A 21,741-nucleotide genomic window follows, 5' to 3' on the forward strand; every position below is an offset into this window, starting at 1 on the left:
CACAGGCGGTGACGACATCCGCCGAGACCCAGGGCGTCAGCCGGTTGCGCAAGGACGCCGTCGGACTGGTCGGCGTCATCTTCATGGCGGTCGCCACCGCCGCCCCCATCACCGCCATGACGGGCAACGTGCCCATCGCGCTCGGCTTCGGCAACGGCCTGGGAGCGCCGGCGGGCTACCTGTTCGCGACGATCGTGCTGACCGTCTTCTCGGTCGGCTACACCGCGATGGCCAAGCACATCACCGCGGCCGGGGCCTTCTACGGCTACATCTCCCACGGCCTCGGCCAGGTCGCCGGAATGGTCGCGGGGATGCTCGCGACGATGGCGTACGTCGTGTTCGAGGCCTCGATCATCGGGTTCTTCGCCTACCAGGCGAGCGACACCTTCAAGACGATGGGCGGGGTCGAGATCCACTGGCTGTGGTTCGCCTTCCTCGGCCTGGCGCTCAACGCGATCCTCACCTACTTCGACATCAACCTGACCGCCAAGGTCCTCGGCCTCTTCCTGGTCACCGAGATCTTCATGCTCGGCCTGACCGCGGTCGTGACCTTGTTCCACGGCGGCGGCCCCGACGGGCTGATGGCCTCCTCGATCAACCCGATCAACGCGTTCACGACCAACGGCCTGGCCGCCGGCGCGGTCGGCCTCGGCCTGTTCATGTGCTTCTGGTCGTGGGTGGGCTTCGAGTCCACCGCCATGTACGGCGAGGAGTCGCGCGACCCCAAGCGCATCGTCCCCCGGGCCACGCTCGTCTCCGTCGTCGGCATCGGCCTGTTCTACACGTTCGTGTCGTGGATGGTGGTCGCGGCCAACGGCGTAAAGGCGCCGGAGATCGCCGCCAAGGAGTTCGCCGGCATCTTCTTCAACCCCACGCAGGAGATGATCGGCACCTGGGCCGTCGACCTGTTCAAGATCCTGATCCTGACCGGGTCGTTCGCCTGCTCGATGGCGTTCCACAACTGCGCCTCGCGCTACCTCTACGCCCTCGGCCGCGAGAACCTGTTCCCCGGCACCGCGAAGACCATCGGCGCCACCCACCCCAGGCACGGCTCGCCGCACATCGCCGGCTTCGTGCAGACCGGCATCTCGGTCGTGATCGTGCTGGCGTTCTTCTTCGCCGGGATGGACCCCTACATCCACATCTACACGCTGCTCGCCGTGCTCGGCACGCTGGCGATCCTCATCGTGCAGTCGATGTGCTCGTTCTCCGTCATCGGCTACTTCCACTTCAGGAAGAAGCACCCGGAGACGAAGAGCTTCTGGCGCACGCTGCTCGCCCCGCTGGTCGGCGGCCTCGCCATGCTGTACGTCGTCTTCCTGCTCTTCCAGAACCAGGAGGCGGCGGCGGGCGACGCGTCCAAGACCCTGTTCTTCAAACTGATCCCCTACATCGTGCTCGCCGTCGCGATGATCGGCGGCGGTTTCGCCCTCTATCTCAAGGTCCGCAACCCGGTGAAGTACGAGATCATCGGCCGGATCGTCCTCGAGGACACGGTCGAGCGCGACTGAAGGAGCACATCATGGTGGTGTCGTACGACCTCGATCCCGACGCGGACCCGGCGGGCCTGACCTACACCTTCGGCGGCGCCGCGCCCGTGATGTCGATCAAACCGGGCACGGCCTTGTCCACCTGGACCCGCGACTGCTTCGCCGGCCGGGTCAGGTCGGCGAGCGACCGGGTCTCGGAGGTCTGCGACCCGCGGTTCATCAACCCCCAGACCGGCCCCTTCTACGTCGAAGGGGCCGAGCCCGGGGACACCCTCGCCGTCCACTTCGTGTCCATCGAGCCGAGGGAGGCGCGCGGCGTCAGCACGACCGTGCCCTTCTTCGGCGCGCTCACCGGCACCGGCACCACCGCGCTGCTGCACGAGGCACTGCCGGAGCGCACCTGGATCTACGAGATCGACCGGGAGGCCCGCCTCGTCCGCTACAGCGCGCTGGAGTCGCCGTACGAGGTGGACCTGCCGCTCGACCCCATGCACGGCACGGTCGGCGTGGCGCCGGCCCTGGGCGAGGTGCGCAACTCGCTCGCGCCGGGCGACTGGGGCGGGAACATGGACACCCCGGAGATGCGCGCCGGGACCACCTGCTACCTCGGCGTCAACGTCGAGGGCGCGCTGTTCTCCTTCGGCGACGGCCACGCGCGCCAGGGCGAGGGCGAGACCTGCGGGGTCGCGGTCGAGACGGCCATGGACACGGTCGTGATCGTCGACCTGATCAAGGGGATGCCCTGTCCCTGGCCCCGGCTGGAGAGCGACGACTTCATCATCGCCACCGGCTCCGCGAAACCACTGGAGGACGCGTTCCGCATCGCCCACGCCGAGCTCACGAAGTGGCTGGCCGCCGAGACCGGGCTGTCCACGCTCGACGCCTACCAGCTCGTCTCGCAGGCGGCGCTCACCCCGGTCGCCAATGTCGTGGACACGGTCTACACGATGACCGCCAAGCTGCCCAAGGCCGTGCTGAAGGGCGCCGCCCCCATGGGCGGGACGCACGCCCGGCTGCGCGCCATGGCGGCCGCACTATGACGGCCTCGCGGCCGCCCGTCGGATCGTTCGGTCCGACCAAAAGCCGCGACACCACCGTCATCTGACGTACCACGCGCCCGCCCTGCTCGCCTGACCGCGTCAGGCGAGGGCAAGGGCGCCGGCGCGGAAAACCGTTTTCCGGCTCGGGGCGGTTTCCGTACACTCGCCACTGATCACGCGCGCCGCCACGGCGCGGCGCGCGCCATGACCACGAGAGGGGAGTTGACCGTGCGCCAGCGCATCGCGGTCGTCGTCCTCCGGTCACGGTACGAGGTGATCCTGGTGTCTACGTCGCTTCCCGGTGCCCGCCGCGCGGCCGGCACCGGACGTTCCTGACGAACTTCGCACCCCTGGCCGTGCGGCCGCTCTGTGCTGCCCTGTGCCGCTCTGTGCCGCTCTGTGCTGCCCTGTGCTGCCCTGTGCCGCTCTGGGTCACTCTGTGCCGCACGTAGGTTCGCGCGCCGATTCCACGTGGCCCGCTCCGCAGATCGTCCGCCGGTCTCCCCGGCGGTCCTGCCATCGCGTCGCCCGGGGGGTCGCCGCCCGGCCTGAATCCGGCCGGTGCTTCTCGTCAGGCCAATCGCGCCCGCCACCGCAGGAACACTTCCCGAAGGGCATGGCCATGCGCGCCGACCTGAACCGCACTCACCTCGTCCCGCCGACCGGCATCCGCAACCTGGGCATCCTCGCCCACGTCGACGCGGGCAAGACCACCGTCACCGAACGGATCCTCTACCTCGCGGGCGCCGTCCACCGGCGCGGCGAGGTGCACGAGGGGACCACCGTCACCGATTTCGACCCTCTGGAGCGCGACCGCGGGATCACCATTTTCGCCGCGGCCGTGAGCTGCCTGTGGGACGGCCACCGGATCAACCTGATCGACACCCCGGGGCACGTGGACTTCTCCGACGAGGTGGAGCGGTCGCTGCGGGTGCTCGACGGCGCGGTCGCGGTGTTCGACGCCGTCGCCGGCGTGGAGCCGCAGAGCGAGTCGGTGTGGCGGCAGGCCGACCGTTACGGCGTGCCGCGCATCGCGTTCGTCAACAAGATGGACCGCGCCGGGGCCGACCTCGACACGGCGGTCGAGTCGATCCGCGAGCGGCTGCGGGTCACCCCGCTGGTCGTCCAGTTGCCCATCGGGCGGGAGGACGGGTTCACCGGCGTGGTGGACCTGCTGCGGATGCGGTCGCTGGTGTGGGACGCCGGCCGTGACACGGTCACGGAGGGCCCGGTGCCGGAAGCCCTCGGGGACGAGGCCCGCCGACGCCGCCGCCTGCTGGAGGAGACGGTGGCCGAGCTCCATCCGGCGGCGCTGGAGGAGTTCTGCGCCCGGCCGGAGATCTCGACGCCGACCCTGACCGCCGCCCTGCGCGACCTGACCCTGCGTGGCGAGGCGGTGGTGGTGCTGTGCGGGTCGGCGTACCGCAACCGGGGTGTCGAGCCGCTGCTGGACGCCGTCGTCGCCTACCTGCCCGCACCGTCCGACGTGCCGCCTGTACGCGCCGCGTGGGACGGGCCCGAGCAGGAGCGGCCCGCCGACCCGGCGGCGCCGTTCGCCGCGCTGGTCTTCAAGGTGCAGGCCGCTCCCACCGGGCGGCTGACCTACCTGCGTGTGTACTCGGGGACGATCAGGAGAGGAGACGTCGTGCTGGACGCCGGCGCCCGGCGCACCGAGCGGATCGGGCGCATCCTCCGGGTGCAGGCCGACCGGCACACCGAGACGGACCGGGCCACGGCCGGGGACATCGTCGCGGTGGCCGGGGTCAAGGCGGCCCGCGCCGGAGCGACCCTCTGCGCTCCCGGAGCGCCGTTGGTCCTCGAGCCGCCGGTCACGGCCTCACCGGTGGTCTCCGTGGCCGTCGAGCCGCGCGGGAGCGGCGACGCCGACCGGATCGCGACCGCGCTGGCCCGGATGGCCGACGAGGACCCCTCGCTGTCGGTCCGCACCGACCCCGAGACGGGCCAGACGGTGCTGTCGGGGATGGGCGAATTGCACCTGGAGGTCGCGGTGGAGAAGCTGCGCCGCACCCACGGGCTCGACGTCGCCGTCGGACGGCCCCGGGTCGCCTACCGGGAGACGGTCGTCCGCGGGGTGTCCGGCCTGCTGTACCGGCACGTCAAGCAGGACGGCGGCGCCGGGCAGTTCGCCCACGTCGTGCTCGACGTGGAGCCGCTTGAGCACGACGCCGGCTTCGTGTTCCGGTCCACGGTCACCGGCGGCCGGGTGCCGCGCGAATACGTCGGGGCGGTGGAGGCCGGCTGCCGGGACGCCCTCGCCGAGGGCCCGCTCGGAGGTCATCCGGTGACCGGCCTGCGGGTCACGCTGACCGACGGTGCGACCCACCCGAAGGACTCCTCGGAGATGGCGTTCCGCACGGCCGGGCGGCTCGCGCTGCGGGAGGCGCTGCGTGCCGGTGTGATGGCCCTGCTGGAACCGCTGGCCGAGGTCACGGTCACCGTGCCCGACGACGCCGTCGGCGGCGTGCTGGGCGACCTCGCGGCCAGACGCGGCCGGGTCACCGGTTCGGCGGCGCGGGCGGGCACGCGGGCGGGCACGGTCGTGGTCACCGCGACCGTGCCGCTGGCCGAGCTGTTCGGGTACGCGACCCGGCTGCGCGGCCGGACCCAGGGCAGGGGCGCCTTCACCAGCCGCCCCGCGGGCTACGCCCAGGTGACCGGTCCGGAGACGGGCCTGACGCGGTAGGCGCCTCATCCCGGTCCCGCCCGCGCCTCGGCGCGGGCGGGGCCGTTCCCGTCCCCCGCCGACGAGGTCCGGGAACGGGTTGACGCTGTTTTGGCTAACCGCTATCTATTGAGGGGTCGCAGAGGAGGGTGGCCCATGCAGGACGTGGTGCTGGCGCTGCTGTCCAAGGAGCCGTCGCACGGGTACGACCTGCGCCAGCGGTTGGTGACCGCGCTCGGACCGCTGGGCGAGACGCTGAACGCGGGGCAGATCTATGTGACGCTCACCCGGCTCGAGAAGGCCGGCCTGGTCGTCCAGGAGCGTGAGGACGCGCCGATGCGCGGCCCGCGGCGCAAGGTGTACGCGCTGACCGCGGCCGGGCAGGAGCGGGTGGCCGCATGGATGGCCGAGAGCGCCGGGCCCAGAGCGGACGTGGCGGAGTTCCATCTGAAGCTGGTGGCCGCCGCGGAGTCGGGTCTGGCCGATCCGCTCGCGCTCGTGGACGCGCGGCGGCGGGAGCTGATGCGCAGCCTCGCCGAGGCCCAGCACGCCGCCCTTGCTCACGACACGGACTCGGAGGCCGGACTGCTTCTGGAGGGCATCGCGCTCCGGCTGCAGGCCGATCTGCGCTGGTTGGAGGCGTGCGAGCGGGCCTGGTCCGCCCGCGCCCCACGCGGGGAAGGCAAAGGGAACGGATGAAGAGAGTCGTGCCGCGGGTCACGGGCCGGTCGTTGCACAGTGACACGGACGAAAGCCCGGGTTGGGGACCGGCCGGCCACCGGCCCGCCGGGGTGGCCGGGCCGGCGCTGCGGGCGGTCGGCCTGACGCGCGTGTACGGGGAGGACGAGAGCCTGGTGTGGGCCGTCGACGGGGTCGACCTCGACGTTCCCGCCGGGCAGACGCTCGCCGTGACCGGGCCCAGCGGCTGCGGCAAGTCCACGCTGCTCCAGCTCCTCGGCGGGCTCGACCGGCCCACCGAGGGCGAGGTATGGCTCGGCGGCCGGCGCATCGACCACCTCGGCGAACGGGCGCTGGCCAGACTGCGGCGCCGCTCCGTGGGGTTCGTCTTCCAGGCTTACCACCTGATGCACGAACTCAGCGCGGCGCAGAACGTCGAGCTGCCCGCGCTGCTCGCCGGCGCCTCACCTCGGGCCGCCCGCCGCCGTGCCGCGGAGCTGCTCCAGCAGGTCGGGCTCGCCGGCCGCGCCCGGCATCTGCCCTCCGAGCTCTCCGGCGGGCAGCGGCAGCGGGTCGCCGTCGCCCGCGCCCTGGCCAACGATCCGCTGGTCGTCCTCGCCGACGAGCCCACCGGCAACCTCGACAGCGCCGCGACCCGCGACATCCTCCGGCTCTTCGACGAGCTGCGCGCCGCCGGCCAGACCCTGGTCATGGTCACCCACGACGAGCGCGTCGCCGCCACCGCGGACCGCGTCGTCTCCATGCGCGACGGGACCCTGGCGGACGACACCCGCCTGGACGGCGACGGCCGCGGCACGAGGCACGGCCACGGCGGAGGCACAGGGCTCGGCGCGCTGCTGCGCTGGGAGGACTGAGCATGGGACATCTGCTGCTGACCTGGCGTCTGATCCGGCACGACGTGCGCCGCCGCCCCGCCGAGGCCCTCGTGTTCCTGATCGCCGTCGCCCTCGCCATCGCCTCCCTGACGCTCGGACTGACGGCCCGCAACGCCCTGGCCACGGCGTACCTGAAGACCCGCGCGGCCACCGCCGGCCCCGACATCACCGCCATCACGACGGACACGGACCCGTCCGGCCTGGCCGGACGTCTCGCGGACACGCCCGGCGTGGCCGCGCAGGCCGACCCGATCTTCGCGTTCGACACCACCATCCGGGCACACGGCCGGGCCGCGCACTCCTCGGTCGAGGGACGTGAGAACGCACCGTCCGCCGTGGACCGGCCGCTGGTGACCTCCGGGACCTGGGTGCGTCCCGGCGGCGCCGTGGTCGAGCGCGGCTTCGCGCAGGCGCTCGGCGTGCGCGTCGGCGACCGCGTCACCATTGGCAAGCGCGGCTATCCGGTCGTCGGGATCGCGATCAGCGCGGCCACCCCGGTGTATCCGTGGAGCGACTGGGCCCAGGGGCCCGGGCCGTCCGACTACGGCGGCAGGATCTGGCTCACCACGGCCGACGCTCACGCGGCGGCGGGGCACACCCCCGGTGTCCACCTGATCCACCTGAAGCTGACCGACCCTGCGGATCCCCACCGGTGGAGCGCCACCGTGTTCACCGACGACCGCAGGGGCGACTCCTGGGTGAACACCCACAACTGGCAGACCGTCCTCGAAACGGACGCAGTCATGATCAGGAACATGCAGCCCGCCCTGGTCGTCGGCGGCTGGCTGCTCGCCGCGGCCGCGCTCGTCACCCTCGCCGCGCTCGCCACCGCGCGCAATGCCCGCGACAACCGGCGTGCCGCACTGCTCAAGGCCGTCGGCGCCGGCCCGGGCACCGTCACCGCCGTACTGCTGGCGCCGCACCTGCTGCTGACCTTCCTGTCCACCGCGCTCGGACTGACCGCGGGGACGCTGGCCGCGCCCCACCTGATCGATCCCAGCGCCGGGCTGCTCGACACCGCCGGCCCTCCGGACTCCGTCACCGTCTTCGCCGCGGTCTTCCTCGCCGTCGTGGTCGCCGTGACCGGTGCGCTCGGTCCCGCCGTACGCGCCGCCCGGGGCAGCACCGTCCAGACCCTGGCCGACCCGGCGCACACGCTCACGCGCCACCCGCGCCTGAACGCCGTGACGGCCTACCTGCCCACCGCGCTGCTGCTCGGCGTCCGGCTGCTCGCCCGCCGGCCCGGCCGCGCCGTCCTGGCCGCCGCCGGCACGGCCGCCACCACCGTCATGGTCACCGCGCTGCTCACCTTCCACGCCGAACTCGACGCGACCCCCGCCGTCAGGCGATTCGGCCCCCTCGAAGTGCGAACCGACCAGACCGGCCAGGTGCTGCTCGCCGTCACCTTCGCGCTGGTGGCGCTGTCCACGCTCAACACCGTGCTGCTCAGCTGGGGCACCGCCGTGCAGGCCCGGCGCGCCCTGACCATCACCCGTACCCTCGGCGCCACCCCCGGCCAGATCGTCGCCGCGCACTGCGTCACGCAGCTCCTGCCCGCGCTGCCCGGAGTGGCGGCGGGCATTCCGGTCGGGCTCGGCCTGTACTGGTTCTTCGCCACACCGATCACACCCCCGGGATCGTGGTTGCTCACCGCCGCGCTCGCCATCCTGCTGACCATCGCGGTGTTGACCGCGCTCCCGGCGTGGGTCCACACCCGCGAGCCCGCGGGGCGCGTCCTCAACGCGGAAGCCGCGTGACGCCCCTCCGGTGACGGGAGCACTGCGGACGAATCCGGTAGTCTCTGATCGTACCGATCGGTTCGATCTCTGTGAGGACGGATGACCCCCGAGATTCCCGCGGCCAACGCCGCCGTGACGTTCGACAGCGACGGCGAGACCCTGCTGGGCGTCCTTCACCTGCCGGCCGGGCCGGGACCGCATCCGGTCGTCGTGCTGCTGCACGGCTTCCCGGGGCACGAGCGCAACTTCGACCTGGCCCAGCACCTGCGCCGCGCGGGGTACGCCGCCCTCGTCTTCCACTACCGCGGCTCCTGGGGCGTCGGCGGTTCCTGGTCGTGGGCCGGCGCGCTGGAGGATGCCGCCCGCGTCGCGGCCACCGTACGTGAGCCGGGTTTCGCCGCCGCGCACCGCCTCGATCCGGACCGGCTGGCGCTGATGGGGCACAGCTTCGGCGGCTTCGCCGCGCTGACGACCGCGGCGGCCGACTCGGGCGTCAGCGCCGTCGCGTCGGTGTCGGCGTTCGACTTCGGCTCTGTCGCGGTCGCCTGCCGGGAGGACGCGGCGCTGCGGGCGGCGTACGTCGAGGGATTCGGCGACGACCTGCTTCCCCTGAAGGGGACCAGCGGCGCGGCGCTCGTGGACGAGATGATCGCGGCGGGCGAGGCGTGGAGCCTGTCCGCGCTCGCCCCGAAGCTCGCCGACCGGCCGGTCCTGCTCGTCGGCACGGCCGGGCGCGACACCGTCACCCCCGCCGCCGAGCACCACGATCCCGTGGTGGCCGCCTACACCGCTCATCCGGTGCCGCTCCTGGAGCACCGCGTGCTCGTCACCGACCACGCCCTTTCCGATCAGCGCCTCGAACTCGCCGAGACCGTCCGCGACTTCCTCGACCGGCACCTCGGCCGCTGAACGTCAGCACAAGACGATCGCCGCGCCCGTCGCGACGGAGTGCCGGGCGGCGGCCATCACCTGCAGGCAGGTGAACGACTCCACGCCGTACCGGCGCCAGCCCTCCGCACCCTCGGTGTCGGCCTCTACCGCCGCGCTCACCTCGTCACCCCAGGGGTCGAGGTCCTCCGGCAGTCCGAGCCGTGCGGCGATGCCCCGGCACTCCTCCAGCAACCGTTGCGACGAGCCGACCCATCCCCCGCTTATCTCCTTGTCGTAGAACACGGCCGCGAAGTCGACGGGCACGTAGAAGCCCTCGCAGTCGCTGTGGTGGATCAGGTGGTCGTACGCGGAGCCCGCCTCGTGCTCGGAGCCGATCACGCGGGTTCCCTCGTCGATTTCGACGCCGTAGCGGGGTCCCCGCGAATAGGTGTCCTTCAGCAGCGGATCCGCGACGGCCACCTCCATCGGGGCCGGAGGAGGCAGCTCTCCGCTCGAGGCGAGATGGGCGGCCAGACGGCGGAGCGTGTGCAGGCCGGCGTAGCCGTACATGTCGAAATAGGCCGCCTCTACGGCTGCGGCGTCCGGCTCCGTCCACGCCGGTAACCCGGCCGCTGCCAGGGCTCGCCCGATCGCCCTGAAGTCGTCGCAGAGCTCGCCCGCCAGGTCGTCCGGCTCTGATGTGTCCAACTCTGATTCGTCCAACTCGGCGAGCATGCCGACGACGATGTTGAGGCCCATGCGGCCTCATCCTGCCGAACGCCTGCGACATTCCACGTGGGTCCGTTTCACCGGCAGCCTCGTACGCGGGAGCCCTCGGGCCCGCTCTCGTGGAGGTTCTGGGCCGGAGTGGCCTGTTTCGTAACTGGGCTCGGCCTGACCGTCGGTCGCCTACTGCTCCCGCAGGCCCCAGGGGGTGCCGTACGCGGTGAGAAGGTCGAGGAACGGCCGGGGCGGCAGGGCTTCCGGGCCCAGGACACCGGCGCCGGACCAGGCGCCGGTCGCCATCAGTTCGAGGGCCACGACCGGGTTCACGGCGGTCTGCCACACCACCGCCTGGGAGCCGTACTCCCGCATGGACCACTGGTTGTCGACCACGTGATAGAGGTAGACCTCACGTGGGCCGCCGTCCTTGGTGCCCTTGACCCAGGTGCCGGCGCACGTCTTGCCGTGCATGCGCTCCCCGAGGGTCGCCGGATCGGGCAGGCACGCCGCGACCATGTCGCGCGGGGAGACCTTGACGGCGGCGCCGCCCTCGGCGGCGACCTGGACGGGCTCGGCGCGGTCCAGCCCCAGCAGATGCAGGGTCCGCAGCGTGTCGATGAACCGCTCGCCCAGCCCGTACTTGAAGGTCACCCGCTCGGCGTCGATCCAGCGGGGCACGAGCAGGACCTCCTCGTGCTCGACGTTGACGCACTCGACCGGACCGATGCCCTCGGGGAAGTCGAACACCTCCGGCTCACTGAAGGGCGGGGTGGTGAACCAGCCCCGGCCGGCCTCGTAGACGACCGGCGGGTTGAGGCACTCCTCGATGGTGGTCCAGATGCTGAACGAGGGCGCGAAGTCGTACCCCTCGACGGTGAGGTCGGCCCCGTCGCGGATGCCGATCTCCTCGATGTGGTCGAACAGTTCGTCGGCGGCGTATCGGGCGAAGACGTCCGACAGCCCCGGCTCCACCCCGATGCCGACCAGGGCGAGCCTGCCCGCCTTCTCCCACTCTGCGGCCATCTCGAACTGGGCGTCCCCCAGCTTGACCCCGCACGCCTCGTGCGGACGCTCCGGATGCGGCCGCGACAGCGACATCGCCATGTCCAGGTAGTGGACGCCGGCCGACAGCGCCGCCCGGAACAGCGGCATCACGAACCGCGGGTCGGTGGCGTTGAGCAGGACGTCGCAGCGGTGCTCGGCCAGCAGTGCCATCACCTCGGCCTCGTCGCTCGCGTCCACCCGCCGGGCGCTGAAGCGGGCGCCCTCCTCCCCCAGCGCGCCGACGGCCGCCTCGGCCCGGGACAGGTCGTAATCGGCGACGACCATGTGCTCGAAGAAGGATCGGCGGGCCGCGATCCGGGTGATCGCGCTGCCCACCCCACCTGCGCCGACCAGCAGAATACGCATGACAAAACTCCCTTTTCGGGACAAAGACACCTTTGGTGCACACGATCCAACGTCACCACCACGCGAAACGTCAATGGCGTTGGCATAAGGTGGCCGCCGGAGAGGAGAGCACAATGCCCAAGCCGGTGGTTTCCGAGTCGGCGCGCCGGCGGCGCCGCCCGACGAAGAACGGAGTCGTTCTCTCTGAGGACCTGATCGTGCGGACCGCGCTGCGCATGCTGCGCGAGCACGGTTCCGCCGGACTGTCCGTACGGCGACTCGGCATCGCACTGGGGGCCGACCCCAGCACGCTCTACCGCTACTTCGCCGGCATCGACGATCTGACCCTGGCGATCGGCGACATGCTCATCGGCCGGGCCATGGACGGCTGGCACGGCACCGGCGACTGGCGCGCCGACCTTCGCGAGCTGGGCCTGCGCATCCATGCCGCCTACCTCGAACACCCCCAGGCCGCCGTGCTGACCGCCAGCCGCATCAGCGGCAAGTCCCATGAGATCGCGGCCGACGAGGCGATCCTCGGGCTGCTGCGCGGCGCCGGTTTCCCCGGCCGTGACGCGGTCCGCGTCTACCACGCCTTCATCGACATGACGCTGGCGTTCGCCGCCCTGGACGCGGCGTCCCTCGCGCTTCCGGAGCAGGCGCGCAGGGCGGACGAGGAGATGTGGCAGGCGACCTACGCCCGCCTGTCCCCCGCCACCCACCCCAACATCGCGGCGGTCGCGCCCCTGCTGGTGGCCGACATGAACGACAGCGCCTACCCCGCCGCCCTGGACATGCTGCTCGCCAGCGCCGCGCCGTGGGACTGCGAGAGAAACGGCTCTGCCGGCGACGAATGAAGACGTGCGGCTGAGGGGCACGGGCGGCAAGTCGGGATGTGCGCCGCGAGGCCCAGCCGCGTCAGGTGGTGGGGCTCCCGGGTGCGCGAAGAGCCCGGCGGACGGCGTCGCGCTGCCAGTGGTGGGCTCCGACCTGACACACCGCCGCCCGAGTGGAACAGCGCCCGGCCGCGCTACGCTCCGGTACCGTGCAGGAGACGCGTCTCGACACTGCCCGGATCCGGGCGGCTCGCCGGGTGATCGACCCGATTTTTCTCGACACTCCCCTGTATCGCTGCGAGGCGCTGGAGCCCGACCTCGGGTGCACGGTGAGCATCAAGCTCGAAACGGCGAACCCGGTCCGCAGCTTCAAGGCCCGCGGCACCGAGGTGGTCGCGAGCATGCTCGCCGACAACGGCTCGCGAGCCGTGGTGTGCGCCAGCGCGGGCAACCTTGGCCAAGCCCTCGCCTGGTCCGGTCGCGGCCGGGGACTCGACGTCACCGTCGTGGCGTCCCGCCTCGCGCCTGCGGCCAAGCTTGATCGCATCCGGGCGCTGGACGCCAGGTTGGAGCTGGTGGACGGTGACTTCGACATGGCCCGCGAGCGGGCGGCGGCCGTCGCGCGGTACGACGGCATCCGGCTGGTCGAAGACAGCCTGGACATCGAGACCTGCGAGGGCGCGGCGACGATCGGCCTGGAGCTGGTGGACGGCGTGCCGTCGTTCGACGCCGTCCTGATCGCCCTCGGCGGCGGGGCGCTGGCCACCGGCGTGGGTCATGTGATGAAGGCCCTGGCACCCGGCGTCGAGGTGATCTGCGTCCAGCCGCTGGGCGCGCCGGCGATGACCCACTCCTGGCGCCGGCGGCGCGTCGTCACCACGGACTCGACGGACACCATCGCCGACGGCGTCGCGGGCCGGCGCCCCATCCCGGCCGTCCTGGACGACCTCCTCCTGGTCGCCGACGACGCCGTCCTGGTCCGGGAGGCATCGATCACGGCCGGTATGCGGATGCTCCTCCACCACGCCGGCCTCGTCGTCGAACCGTCGGCCGCGCTCGGCATCGCGGCGATCCTCGAAGACCGCGACCGCTTCGCCGGCCGGCACGTGGTCACCATCGTGTGCGGCAGCAACGTCGACGTGGACGCCTACCACCGCTGGGTCGGCGCGGCATCCGGCCCCTGACGGCTCCTGACGGCCCCTGGGGAGGCCGATCCCGACCCGCCGCCCGGTCACCCGTTCGTACGGCCGGGACCGAAGGGGCGGTCGCCGCGGAGGGTGATGCGGTGCATCACGCGGTGCGCGTCGCCGTAGTCGCGGTTGGCGTAGTGGGCGGTGCTCCGGTTGTCCCACATGGCGACGTCGCCGGTCCTCCAGCGGTGGCGCACGATGTGCTCGGGCTTGGTGAGGTGGGCGTAGAGCAGGTCCAGGACGGCCCGGCTCTCGGCCTCGGACACGCCCACGATGTGGGAGGTGAACCCGGGGTTGACGAAGATCCCCTTGCGGCCGGTCTCGGGATGGACGCGGACCACGGGGTGCTCCACCGGCTCCAGCCGGGTGACGATCTCGCCGTCCCAGACGTTGCCCCTGCCGCCGCGGCGCTGGGCCAGGTAGTAACCGAACTCGCGGTTGCCGTCGTGGACCGCGGTGAGCCGGTCGGCCAGCTCCTTCACGGGGGCGGACAGGGAGTCGTAGGCCAGCTGGCTGTCGGCCCAGCTCGTGTCGCCGCCGGTGGGAGGGAGGGTCACCGCCCGCAGGATGGAACCGAGCGGCGGGCGGGGCATGAACGTGACGTCGGTGTGCCAGACGTCGGCGAAGCCGTTGTCGGCGCTGTCGAGGGCGTAGATCTCGGGATGCGCCTCGTCGACGCCCCCGACGACCGGGTGGGAGGCGGTCAGCTCGCCGAGACGGCGGCCGAGCGTCACCTGCCCGTCGTCGTCCAGGCGCTGCTTGCGGAAGAACAGCACCTTCCGGTCGACCAGGGCGGCACGCACAGCGGCCAGTTCCTCGTCGGTGGCGGTCGCCAGGTCCAGTCCCTCGACCTCGGCGCCGAAGTGGGGCCCGAGGGGCCGCAGATCCAGCTTCACGGTGGTCGGTGTGGTCATCTCACTCTCCTCACGGTTGGGTGCTGCGGTGCTTCACGCGGCGGCGGCGCGTACGGCGTGGCCGACCTCGGCGCGGAGCGCGGCGTACTCGGGAAGGGCGCGCAGTTCGTCCGGTTCCACTCCGGTGCGCGGGAGGTCGACGTCCAGGTCGAGCGCGATCCGGCCCGGCCGGTGGGTGAGGACGACGACGCGGCTGCCGAGGAACACGGCCTCCTCGACGCTGTGGGTGACGAACACCGACGTGCGGCCGGTCTGCGCGCTCACCCGGCGCAGGTCCTCCTGCAGGCGCTCGCGGGTGAGCGCGTCCAGGGCGGCGAACGGCTCGTCGAGCAGCAGCAGCGGGTGGTCGCCGGCGAGCGCCCTGGCGATCGAAACGCGCTGCTGCTGCCCTCCCGAGATCTGCCAGATCCTGCGGTCCGCCACGTCGTGGAGGCCCACCCGTTCCAGCAGCTCGGGCACCCGGCGGGCACGTTCCGCACGGGGCACGCCGGCGTAGCGCAGGGCCAGCTCGACGTTGCCGCTCACGGTCTTCCACGGGAACAGGCGCGGCTGCTGGAAGACGATCCCGGCGCCCCTGCCCGGGACGGGCTCGGCGCCGCCGGTCCGCACGGTGCCGGAGGTGGGCCTCTCGAAGCCCGCGACGAGGCGCAGCAGCGTGCTCTTGCCGCATCCGGACGCCCCGACGAGCACGAGGAAGGCACCGGGAGGGACGGTCAAGGAGATCGGCCCCAGGGCGGCGACCGGTCCTCCCGCGCCGCCGTAGACGTGTTCGACCTCGTGCAGGTGGACGGCGGCGACGTCCACGTCCGCCGTGGCCGGGGCGGCGGCCGGGTCAGGACGTGAGGACACCGGGGAGCCCCTTGGTGTAGATCGCCCGCTCCACCGTGGCGAGGTCGGGCACCGCGTCGATCTTCTGCTGGTCCTTGAGGAACTGCGCCGCGCTCACCAGGTTCTGCGCCAGGCCGCCGGCCTTGTCCGGCGTGCCGAGCCACTCGGGCGAGGCCAGATCGGCCGGTTTGAGGAAGACGCCCTGGCTGAGCTGCGCCTTGGCCTCGTCCTTGCCGATATTGAGCTCCGCTCCCACGGCCTGGGCCGCGGCGTCGGGATCGTCCGCGATCAGGTCGAGCGCCCTGGCCTCGGTCTTGCGCCAGGCGTCGACCGCGTCGGGGTGCGCCTGGACGAACGCGGTGGACACCACGCCCAGGTCGAGGGTGGGCTTGCCCGCGGTCGCCAGCTCACGGCTGCTGATGAGCGTCTTGCCGGTCTTCTTGATCTCGTCGAGCGTGGGCAGCCAGACGTACGCGGCGTCGATGTCGCCGCGGGTCCAGGACGCCAGGATGTCCTGCGGCTCCAGGTCGACGAGGTTCACCGCGGACTCCGGCACTCCCGCCTCGTCCAGGGCGGCGAGCAGGCTGTAGTGGGACGTCGAGGCGAACGGCGTCGCCACCTTCTTGCCGCGCAGATCCGCCACGGAGGAGATGCCGGTGCCGTCGCGGGCGACCAGGGCCTCGTTGTCGCCGGCCACGTCGAGCACAAACGCCACCTGGTAGGGGATGTTGAGCGGCGCGGACAGCCCGCGCGCGACCGGGCTCGAGCCGATGGCCGCGATGTCCACGCTCTTGGCCACGAAGGCGGTGTTGATGCTGGCGCCGGAGTCGAACTTGGTCCACTTGATCGTGTAGCCGGGCAGCGCCTGCTCCAGCCACCCCTTGTTCTTCACGATGAGGTCCCCGCTGGGGAACGCCTGGTAGGCGACGCGGATGGTGCGGTCCGCCGTACCGCCGTCTCCGCCTCCGCCGGAGGCGGTGCCGTTGCCGCACGCGGCCAGGACGGCGGCCGTCGCGGCGGCCAGGGCGACGGAAAGCAGGCGCGTGAGGCGTGGTCGTGACATGGCGGAGAGTTCCTTTTGCAGTGGGAGGGGGATTGACGAGGCTTGGCAGGGGCTCAGACGCGGCCGCGCCAGGGGATGAGCCGGGTCTCCGCGGCGCGCAGCAGGCCGTCGATCAGCAGTCCGGACAGGCCGATGGCGAGCAGCCCGAGCACCACGACGTCGGTCTGCAGGTAGCGCTGGGCGTCCCGGACCATCCCCCCGATGCCGGGCACGCCGTTGACGGTCTCCGCCGCGACGACCGAGGAGTACGCGACCCCGACGGCCAGCCGGACACCGGTGAAGATCTCCGGTAGCGCGGCGGGCAGCACGACATCCTTGATCGCGTCCCACCGTGAGGCGCCCAGTGCCCGGGCCGCCTCCACCAGCCCGGTCGGCGCGCCGTGGACGGCGGCGGCGGTGGCCACGGCGACCGGCGGGAGCGCGGCGATGGCGAGCAGCCACAGCTTGGGCGTCTCGTCGATGCCGAACCAGATGATGAGCAGGCTGAAGTACGCCAGCGGAGGCAGCGCCCGTACGAACGTCACGACCGGCTCGGCCACGAGGCGGATCCACGGCACGGCGCCCAGGACGACGCCGAGGACGAGCCCCGCCGCCACGCCGAGCGCCGAGCCGATGAGGATGCGGCGCAGGCTGATTCCCAGGTGCTCGACGAGCAGGTGGCCGCCGTAGCCGCGGATGCCGTCGTGGGTGGTGGACAGCAGGACGAGCTGGTCCCACACGGCCCGGGGCGCGGGCACGAACGACGGATTGCCCGCCGCTGCCGCCGCCAGTTGCCACAGCGCGAGCAGGGCGAGCAGCGACAGCACCCGCACGCCGATCCGGCGGGCCCTGCGCCCCCGCCGGGCCGGCGTCGAGGCGGCAGGCGTTCCTCCGACAGGCGGCGGACCGGCGGACTCGGGCACCTCGTCCGGCGCCAGGAGGCGGGGGGCGGAGACGGATCTGGAGGGGGATGACGTCACAGTGGTCGCTCCGGGAGGAGGGCGCGGGGCCGCGCCGCTCGATCGCGGGCACGGCACGGCAACGGAAGGACGGCCGGCGAAGGTGACCGCGCCGGCCGGGAGGTCGAGGTTCAGGAGCGACAGGCCGAGCCGTTCAGACGGCACAGGTCGACGTGCCGACGCCGGACCAACCACGATGCCGCAAACACAGGTATTTCCTACCATGTTTGTAGGTTAATGGCAATCGGACGCCGAGAGCGTCGCCCCCCAGCCAAGCCGATGTCATACTGACATTTATCGTCTAAGTTGTCATAATCGCTTATCCGCTGAACTGGGAGCAGACATGTGGCTGACGGTCCTTCTGAGCTTCTTCGCCGGCGTCTTCGCGGCGAACGCGACGCCGCACTTCGTGAAGGGGATCACCAAAGAGGGCTTCCCTACGCCGTTTGGCTACGGGCCGCTGGTCAACGTGGTCGCGGGCTGGGGGATGTACCTGTTCGCGGCCGCGCTGACCGCGACCGCCGGCGTGGGCGCGCACCCTCTGCCCGCCGCCGTCGCGGGAGCGGTCGGCGTCCTGGTCATGGCCGTCTTCCACGCGCGCGTCGGCGCCTTCGGCAAGAAGCCCCCGACTGCCGAGTGACCGTCCGACCAGGGACGGCGCCTGGGCCTTCTCGTCAGGAATCGGTCGTGGTGGGCGGGCTCAGCGGGACGGTCTTGGCCCACTCGGCCCACTCGGCGAGGGTTCGATGGAGGCGTACGCCGGCCTCGATGGCGATGCGCATGGACCGAGCCTGGGGACTGTCGCCGAACTCGCCGCGGTCCTTGGCCTTCGCGTACTCCTCGTAACGCGCCGCCGCCTCGGCGAAGAAGCGGGCTTCCTCGTCGAGGTGGCGGCGCAGGTCGTCGGGCTCCATGAGCCAGAAGAAGAACGAGCGCAGCAACGACTGCATGCGCAGCGTGTGGTCCACTTCGGTGTCACGCAGCCAGGCGCGGACGGCCGCGAGCCCTGCCTCTGTCATGCGGTACGCCTTGCGCCCGCGTGGGCCCTCGCTCTCGACCTCGATCAGGCCCTCCTGGGCCAGCCGGTTCAGCTCGGCGTAGATCTTCGGGTGTTGCGCGGGCCAGACGGAGCCGAGCACCTCCTGGAACCGCCGCGCCAGGTCGTATCCGCTGGCAGGACCTTCCGCGAGCAGGCCGAGCAGCCCGTAGCGCAACGACATTGGCCCTCCTCCGGATCGACGACCCCCATCTTGACATGTCCTCTAGACCATGTGCATCATCACACATGTCCCTAAGTACATGTACTTAAGTACACGTGAGGAGCAGGAGCATGGCCATGGAGAACAGGGCGGTTCTGGTCACTGGCGCCGCGGGCGGAATCGGCAGGGCGGCCGTGGATGCACTCGTCGCGCGCGGCTACACGGTCTACGCCGCCGTGCGCGGCGAGGACGCGAGCCTGGGGCGGACGGCCGGGGTGCGCGTGGTGACCATGGACGTCACCGACCCCGGCGCCGTCGCGTCCGCGGCCGAGCGGGTGCACGACGAGGTGCGGGGCCACGGGCTCCACGCCGTGGTCAACAACGCCGGGATCATCGTCCAGGGCCCGCTGGAGCTGGTTCCGCCCGATGACCTGCGCAGGCAGTTCGCGGTGAACACCCTCGGCCCGGCGTTCGTCACCCAGGCGTTCCTGCCCCTGCTGCGGGCAGGCCGGGGCCGTGTCGTCAACGTGAGCGCCCCCACCGCGCACGTGGCCCTGCCGTTCATGGCGCCGATCTCGGCCAGCAAGGCCGCGCTCAGAGCACTGTCGGACGCCCTCCGCGTCGAACTGGCCGCCTGGCGCATCCCGGTGATCGCCGTGGAGCCGGGGGCCACCGCCACCGCCATCTTCGACAAGGCCGACGCCGCTGCGCGCAAAGCGCTGGCGGCGGCCGACCCGCACAGGGTCGCGCTGTACGACGACCATCTCGAACGTTTCGGCAAGGCGATCGCCAACCAGAAGACCGGCCCGGCCGAGGCCGTCGCCGCCACGATCGTGACGGCCGTCGAGGCGCGTGATCCCAAGCGCCGCTACCCGGTCAGCGCGGACGTCCGCGTCTACGGCATGCTGGCGCACGCCCCGGCGGGGCTGCGCGAGCAGCTGGTGACCCGGGCGTTCGGGCTGCGGGGCGTCCGCGCGGGCGGCGGCGCGCCGTGATCGGCGCGGAGCGGAACGCGGCAGCACGATGGCGAGCTGACGGAACGCGTATATCGTGTCAGCATGACGGATGCCGCCGAGGCCAAGCGCGACCACATCGTGGCCGCCGCGCTCGACGTGTTCGGCAGGTACGGCTACCGCCGCACCTCCATGGACCTGATCGCGCGGGCGGCACGTATGTCACGTCCGGCCGTCTATTTGCACTTCAAAGGTAAGGAAGACGTCTTCAGGGCGGTCGCGCGCCGGTTCGCCGACGACATCGTCGCCGCGGCCGAGGCCGCACGGCGCTCCGGCCGGCCCGTCGCCGACCGCCTCTACGACGTCCTGGTCATCAAGGTCGAGTTTTTCGCCGGCGCGGTCGAGGCGGAGTATCGGGCGGAGCTGTTCGCCGAGGCCGAAGTGGTCGTCGAGGACGTGATGGCCTCGTTCGAGTCGGCCTACCTGTCGGTCGTCGAGGCCACACTCGGCGACGCGGCCGAGGAACTCGACCTGCTCGACGCGGCCCTGTCCGCTGCGGACGCCGCCGCCGTCCTGGTGGACGCGCTGTCGGGGATAGTGCGGGAGAAGGCGGAGCCGGCCGTCCTGCGCAAGCGCCTGCGCCAGCTCGTGGAGCTCGCGGTCAGGGGCCTGACCAGCAGGCCGGCCGCCGTTCTCCACGCCTGACGGCCGGCGCAGCCCAAACTAGGCGGGCGGGCAGTCCAGGGTCGTGCCCGTTCTGGGGGTGACCGAGCCGTAGTAGCGCACCCTCGAACACGGGACGACGTTGCCGGTCACCGCGACGTCGGTGATCGGGCCGGTGGCGTCGGCCCGTACGGCCAGCCAGTCCCGGACACCGCAGCTCGTCACCTGGTTGCCGGTGATCTCCACGGCGCGCAGAGGCCCGCCGGCGACCGATTTGACGTAGATGCCGCCCTCGCAGCCGTCGACCCTGTTGCCCGCGATGCGCACGCCGGTGGCGTTCACCGTGGCGATGCCGTCCCAGCGGGTGTTGCGGACGGTGTTGTTCTCGATGCGTATGCCGGAGTGCGGGCGGTCCGGGTCGGTGGTGTGCGACCCGGTGAACTGGCCCCATCCAGCCTGGGAGCCGGAGGCGTCGCAGACGTTGCCGGACAGCAGGATGTCGCGGCACGGGGTCAGGTCGTCGGAGCCGCCCCAGGTGTTGCCCTCAGCGGGAAGGTCCAGCTGGACGGCCTCGCCGTGCCACAGCCCCTGGCCTGGATCGGCGATCCAGCCCTTCAGCGCGCAGTCGCGAACGGTGCCGCGGCGCACCGCGTTCAGTTCGATGCCGTGCCACCACTTGACGTTCCACATGGTCACGCCCTGGATGAGCACGTCGCTGGAGTGAATGATCGTGATGCCGTTCATGGCCGGCGCCTGATCCAGGCTGTCGCGCTGGACGAAGTCCCACACCGGATCCCAGCTGCCGCCGGTGACGGCGATGTTGCCCGCCCCGGCGTAACCGCCGGTCGCGGCGCCGACGGCGTTGAGGAGCATGGTGTGTTTGACGCCCTCGGCGGGGAATCGGGCCACGATCCTGGCGTCGGTCGCGTCCAGGTGCGTGTTCCCGTACACGATCAGCGGCTTGGTCAGCAGGTATGTGGCCTTGGGGACCTTGGCGACGTACCGTCCGGCGGCGTCCCTGGCGCCCCTGCCGTCCCTGGCCTGGTCGAGCAGCGCCTGGATGGCCGAGCCGCTCACGTAGTCGGGCAGGGCGGCGGACGACGTGCGGGCACGCGAGGCCAGCAGGCCCGCCGCTCCGGCGAGGAAGGCCCGTCGTCCGATCATCGCCGAGTCCTTCCCAGCAGCACCGCCGCGGCGGCCAGGACGAGGGCGAAGCACGCGGGGCCGATCGCCTGGGCCGGCTCGTGCCGGACGACCCCGATCACGGCGTCGACCGCCTGGACGGCCGCGTTCAGCGCGAGAACCAGGGCCAGCGCGCGCCAGGCGCGCAGGGCCGTGCACAGCAGCAGGGCGCCGAGGAGCACGACGCCGCGTGCGGACATGTAGGCCGCGAACACGCGGGCCGCCGCGGCGTCCCCGCCCGCCACCAGGGCGCCGGGGGTCAGGATGCCGCCCACGGCGAAGTAGCCGGAGGCGGCGGCCGTCGCGACCGCCGCCACGGACGCGAACCCGCGGACAGATGCGCTGGGTGCCGGATGAATCGGTTGCCTAATCATTTGGTCTTACCTTCCTGCTCACGAAGCTCGGCCGGGCCGCGGCGAGCGGTTCGCCGCGGCCCGGCCCCTTGGGACTACGCCCGGGGAACTGCG

The 21,741-nt window shown here is 72.0% G+C and carries 22 protein-coding genes; 12 read left to right on the forward strand and 10 right to left on the reverse strand.

What is annotated here, in order from left to right; translation table 11 throughout:
• Nucleotides 1–8: 8 nt before the first annotated feature.
• The 7 genes from FH610_RS16200 (at nt 9) to FH610_RS16230 (ending at nt 9,435) form a co-directional block, all read left to right on the forward strand.
• Nucleotides 9–1,511: an APC family permease gene (locus FH610_RS16200; RefSeq protein ID WP_205825809.1), complete on the forward strand. Its 1,503-nt coding sequence runs from the start codon at nt 9–11 to the stop codon at nt 1,509–1,511.
• A gap of 11 nt (nt 1,512–1,522) precedes the next feature.
• Nucleotides 1,523–2,530 carry an acetamidase/formamidase family protein gene (locus FH610_RS16205; protein WP_139575271.1) on the forward strand — a complete coding sequence of 336 codons (1,008 nt, stop codon included), beginning with the start codon at nt 1,523–1,525 and terminating at the stop codon, nt 2,528–2,530.
• 622 nt (nt 2,531–3,152) lie between these two features.
• Nucleotides 3,153–5,234, forward strand: a complete 2,082-nt coding sequence (fusA, locus tag FH610_RS16210) for an elongation factor G (protein ID WP_139575272.1) — start codon at nt 3,153–3,155, stop codon at nt 5,232–5,234.
• Nucleotides 5,235–5,369: 135 nt separating this feature from the next.
• A complete protein-coding gene (locus FH610_RS16215; RefSeq protein WP_139575273.1) occupies nt 5,370–5,912 on the forward strand; it encodes a PadR family transcriptional regulator in 543 nt (180 codons plus the stop codon).
• Nucleotides 5,909–6,766, forward strand: coding sequence for an ABC transporter ATP-binding protein (locus tag FH610_RS16220; protein ID WP_139575274.1), 858 nt, complete (start codon nt 5,909–5,911; stop codon nt 6,764–6,766). Before FH610_RS16215 ends, FH610_RS16220 begins: the two co-directional genes overlap by 4 nt.
• A 2-nt stretch (nt 6,767–6,768) precedes the next feature.
• On the forward strand, nt 6,769–8,544 hold the full coding sequence (locus FH610_RS16225) for an FtsX-like permease family protein (protein ID WP_139575275.1): 1,776 nt from the start codon (nt 6,769–6,771) through the stop codon (nt 8,542–8,544).
• Between the two features lie 81 nt (nt 8,545–8,625).
• Nucleotides 8,626–9,435 carry an alpha/beta hydrolase family protein gene (locus FH610_RS16230; protein WP_139575276.1) on the forward strand — a complete coding sequence of 270 codons (810 nt, stop codon included), beginning with the start codon at nt 8,626–8,628 and terminating at the stop codon, nt 9,433–9,435.
• A 3-nt stretch (nt 9,436–9,438) separates the two neighbouring features.
• Here FH610_RS16230 and FH610_RS16235 read toward each other — a convergent pair whose 3' ends face one another.
• Nucleotides 9,439–10,155 (reverse strand): hypothetical protein, encoded by a 717-nt coding sequence (locus FH610_RS16235; protein WP_139575277.1) that lies wholly within the window; start codon nt 10,153–10,155, stop codon nt 9,439–9,441.
• 150 nt (nt 10,156–10,305) lie between these two features.
• Entirely contained in the window at nt 10,306–11,529 is a 1,224-nt protein-coding gene (locus FH610_RS16240) for a saccharopine dehydrogenase family protein (protein ID WP_139575278.1), read from the reverse strand.
• Between the two features lie 113 nt (nt 11,530–11,642).
• On the opposite strand from FH610_RS16240, the gene FH610_RS16245 reads away from it, so the two are divergent.
• Both FH610_RS16245 and FH610_RS16250 read left to right on the forward strand, forming a co-directional pair.
• The gene (locus FH610_RS16245) at nt 11,643–12,365 is read left to right on the forward strand and encodes a TetR/AcrR family transcriptional regulator (RefSeq protein ID WP_139575279.1); all 723 of its coding nucleotides are present in this window, start codon (nt 11,643–11,645) and stop codon (nt 12,363–12,365) included.
• A 188-nt stretch (nt 12,366–12,553) separates the two neighbouring features.
• The gene (locus FH610_RS16250; RefSeq protein WP_139575280.1) at nt 12,554–13,528 is read left to right on the forward strand and encodes a threonine ammonia-lyase; all 975 of its coding nucleotides are present in this window, start codon (nt 12,554–12,556) and stop codon (nt 13,526–13,528) included.
• 47 nt (nt 13,529–13,575) lie between these two features.
• Here FH610_RS16250 and FH610_RS16255 read toward each other — a convergent pair whose 3' ends face one another.
• The 5 genes from FH610_RS16255 to FH610_RS45645 form a co-directional block, all read right to left on the reverse strand.
• Nucleotides 13,576–14,448, reverse strand: a complete 873-nt coding sequence (locus FH610_RS16255) for a TauD/TfdA dioxygenase family protein (protein ID WP_139575281.1) — start codon at nt 14,446–14,448, stop codon at nt 13,576–13,578.
• Nucleotides 14,449–14,481: 33 nt separating this feature from the next.
• Complete coding sequence (locus FH610_RS16260; RefSeq protein WP_240808997.1) at nt 14,482–15,297, reverse strand: ABC transporter ATP-binding protein; 816 nt, start codon at nt 15,295–15,297, stop codon at nt 14,482–14,484.
• Nucleotides 15,281–16,339: a taurine ABC transporter substrate-binding protein gene (locus tag FH610_RS16265; RefSeq protein ID WP_139575282.1), complete on the reverse strand. Its 1,059-nt coding sequence runs from the start codon at nt 16,337–16,339 to the stop codon at nt 15,281–15,283. Before FH610_RS16265 ends, FH610_RS16260 begins: the two co-directional genes overlap by 17 nt.
• A gap of 53 nt (nt 16,340–16,392) precedes the next feature.
• Nucleotides 16,393–17,298 carry an ABC transporter permease gene (locus FH610_RS16270; RefSeq protein WP_240808998.1) on the reverse strand — a complete coding sequence of 302 codons (906 nt, stop codon included), beginning with the start codon at nt 17,296–17,298 and terminating at the stop codon, nt 16,393–16,395.
• Nucleotides 17,299–17,408: 110 nt separating this feature from the next.
• Nucleotides 17,409–17,486, reverse strand: coding sequence for a putative leader peptide (locus tag FH610_RS45645; protein ID WP_420813709.1), 78 nt, complete (start codon nt 17,484–17,486; stop codon nt 17,409–17,411).
• Nucleotides 17,487–17,620: 134 nt separating this feature from the next.
• Between FH610_RS45645 and FH610_RS16275 the strand changes: the two genes are divergently transcribed.
• On the forward strand, nt 17,621–17,917 hold the full coding sequence (locus tag FH610_RS16275; RefSeq protein ID WP_139575284.1) for a hypothetical protein: 297 nt from the start codon (nt 17,621–17,623) through the stop codon (nt 17,915–17,917).
• A gap of 34 nt (nt 17,918–17,951) precedes the next feature.
• On the opposite strand, the gene FH610_RS16280 is transcribed toward FH610_RS16275, so the two are convergent.
• The gene (locus tag FH610_RS16280) at nt 17,952–18,497 is read right to left on the reverse strand and encodes a PadR family transcriptional regulator (protein WP_139575285.1); all 546 of its coding nucleotides are present in this window, start codon (nt 18,495–18,497) and stop codon (nt 17,952–17,954) included.
• Nucleotides 18,498–18,607: 110 nt separating this feature from the next.
• Between FH610_RS16280 and FH610_RS16285 the strand changes: the two genes are divergently transcribed.
• Together FH610_RS16285 and FH610_RS16290 are read left to right on the forward strand one after the other, a co-directional pair.
• Nucleotides 18,608–19,471, forward strand: coding sequence for an SDR family NAD(P)-dependent oxidoreductase (locus FH610_RS16285; RefSeq protein ID WP_139575286.1), 864 nt, complete (start codon nt 18,608–18,610; stop codon nt 19,469–19,471).
• Nucleotides 19,472–19,534: 63 nt separating this feature from the next.
• A complete protein-coding gene (locus FH610_RS16290) occupies nt 19,535–20,134 on the forward strand; it encodes a TetR/AcrR family transcriptional regulator (protein WP_139575287.1) in 600 nt (199 codons plus the stop codon).
• Nucleotides 20,135–20,152: 18 nt separating this feature from the next.
• On the opposite strand, the gene FH610_RS16295 is transcribed toward FH610_RS16290, so the two are convergent.
• Complete coding sequence (locus FH610_RS16295) at nt 20,153–21,256, reverse strand: right-handed parallel beta-helix repeat-containing protein (RefSeq protein ID WP_139575288.1); 1,104 nt, start codon at nt 21,254–21,256, stop codon at nt 20,153–20,155.
• Entirely contained in the window at nt 21,253–21,591 is a 339-nt protein-coding gene (locus FH610_RS16300; RefSeq protein WP_139575289.1) for a hypothetical protein, read from the reverse strand. Before FH610_RS16300 ends, FH610_RS16295 begins: the two co-directional genes overlap by 4 nt.
• Nucleotides 21,592–21,741: the final 150 nt, after the last annotated feature.

This window comes from Microbispora catharanthi (assembly GCF_006334915.2).
In the GTDB taxonomy this organism is placed as follows: Bacteria; Actinomycetota; Actinomycetes; order Streptosporangiales; family Streptosporangiaceae; genus Microbispora; species Microbispora catharanthi.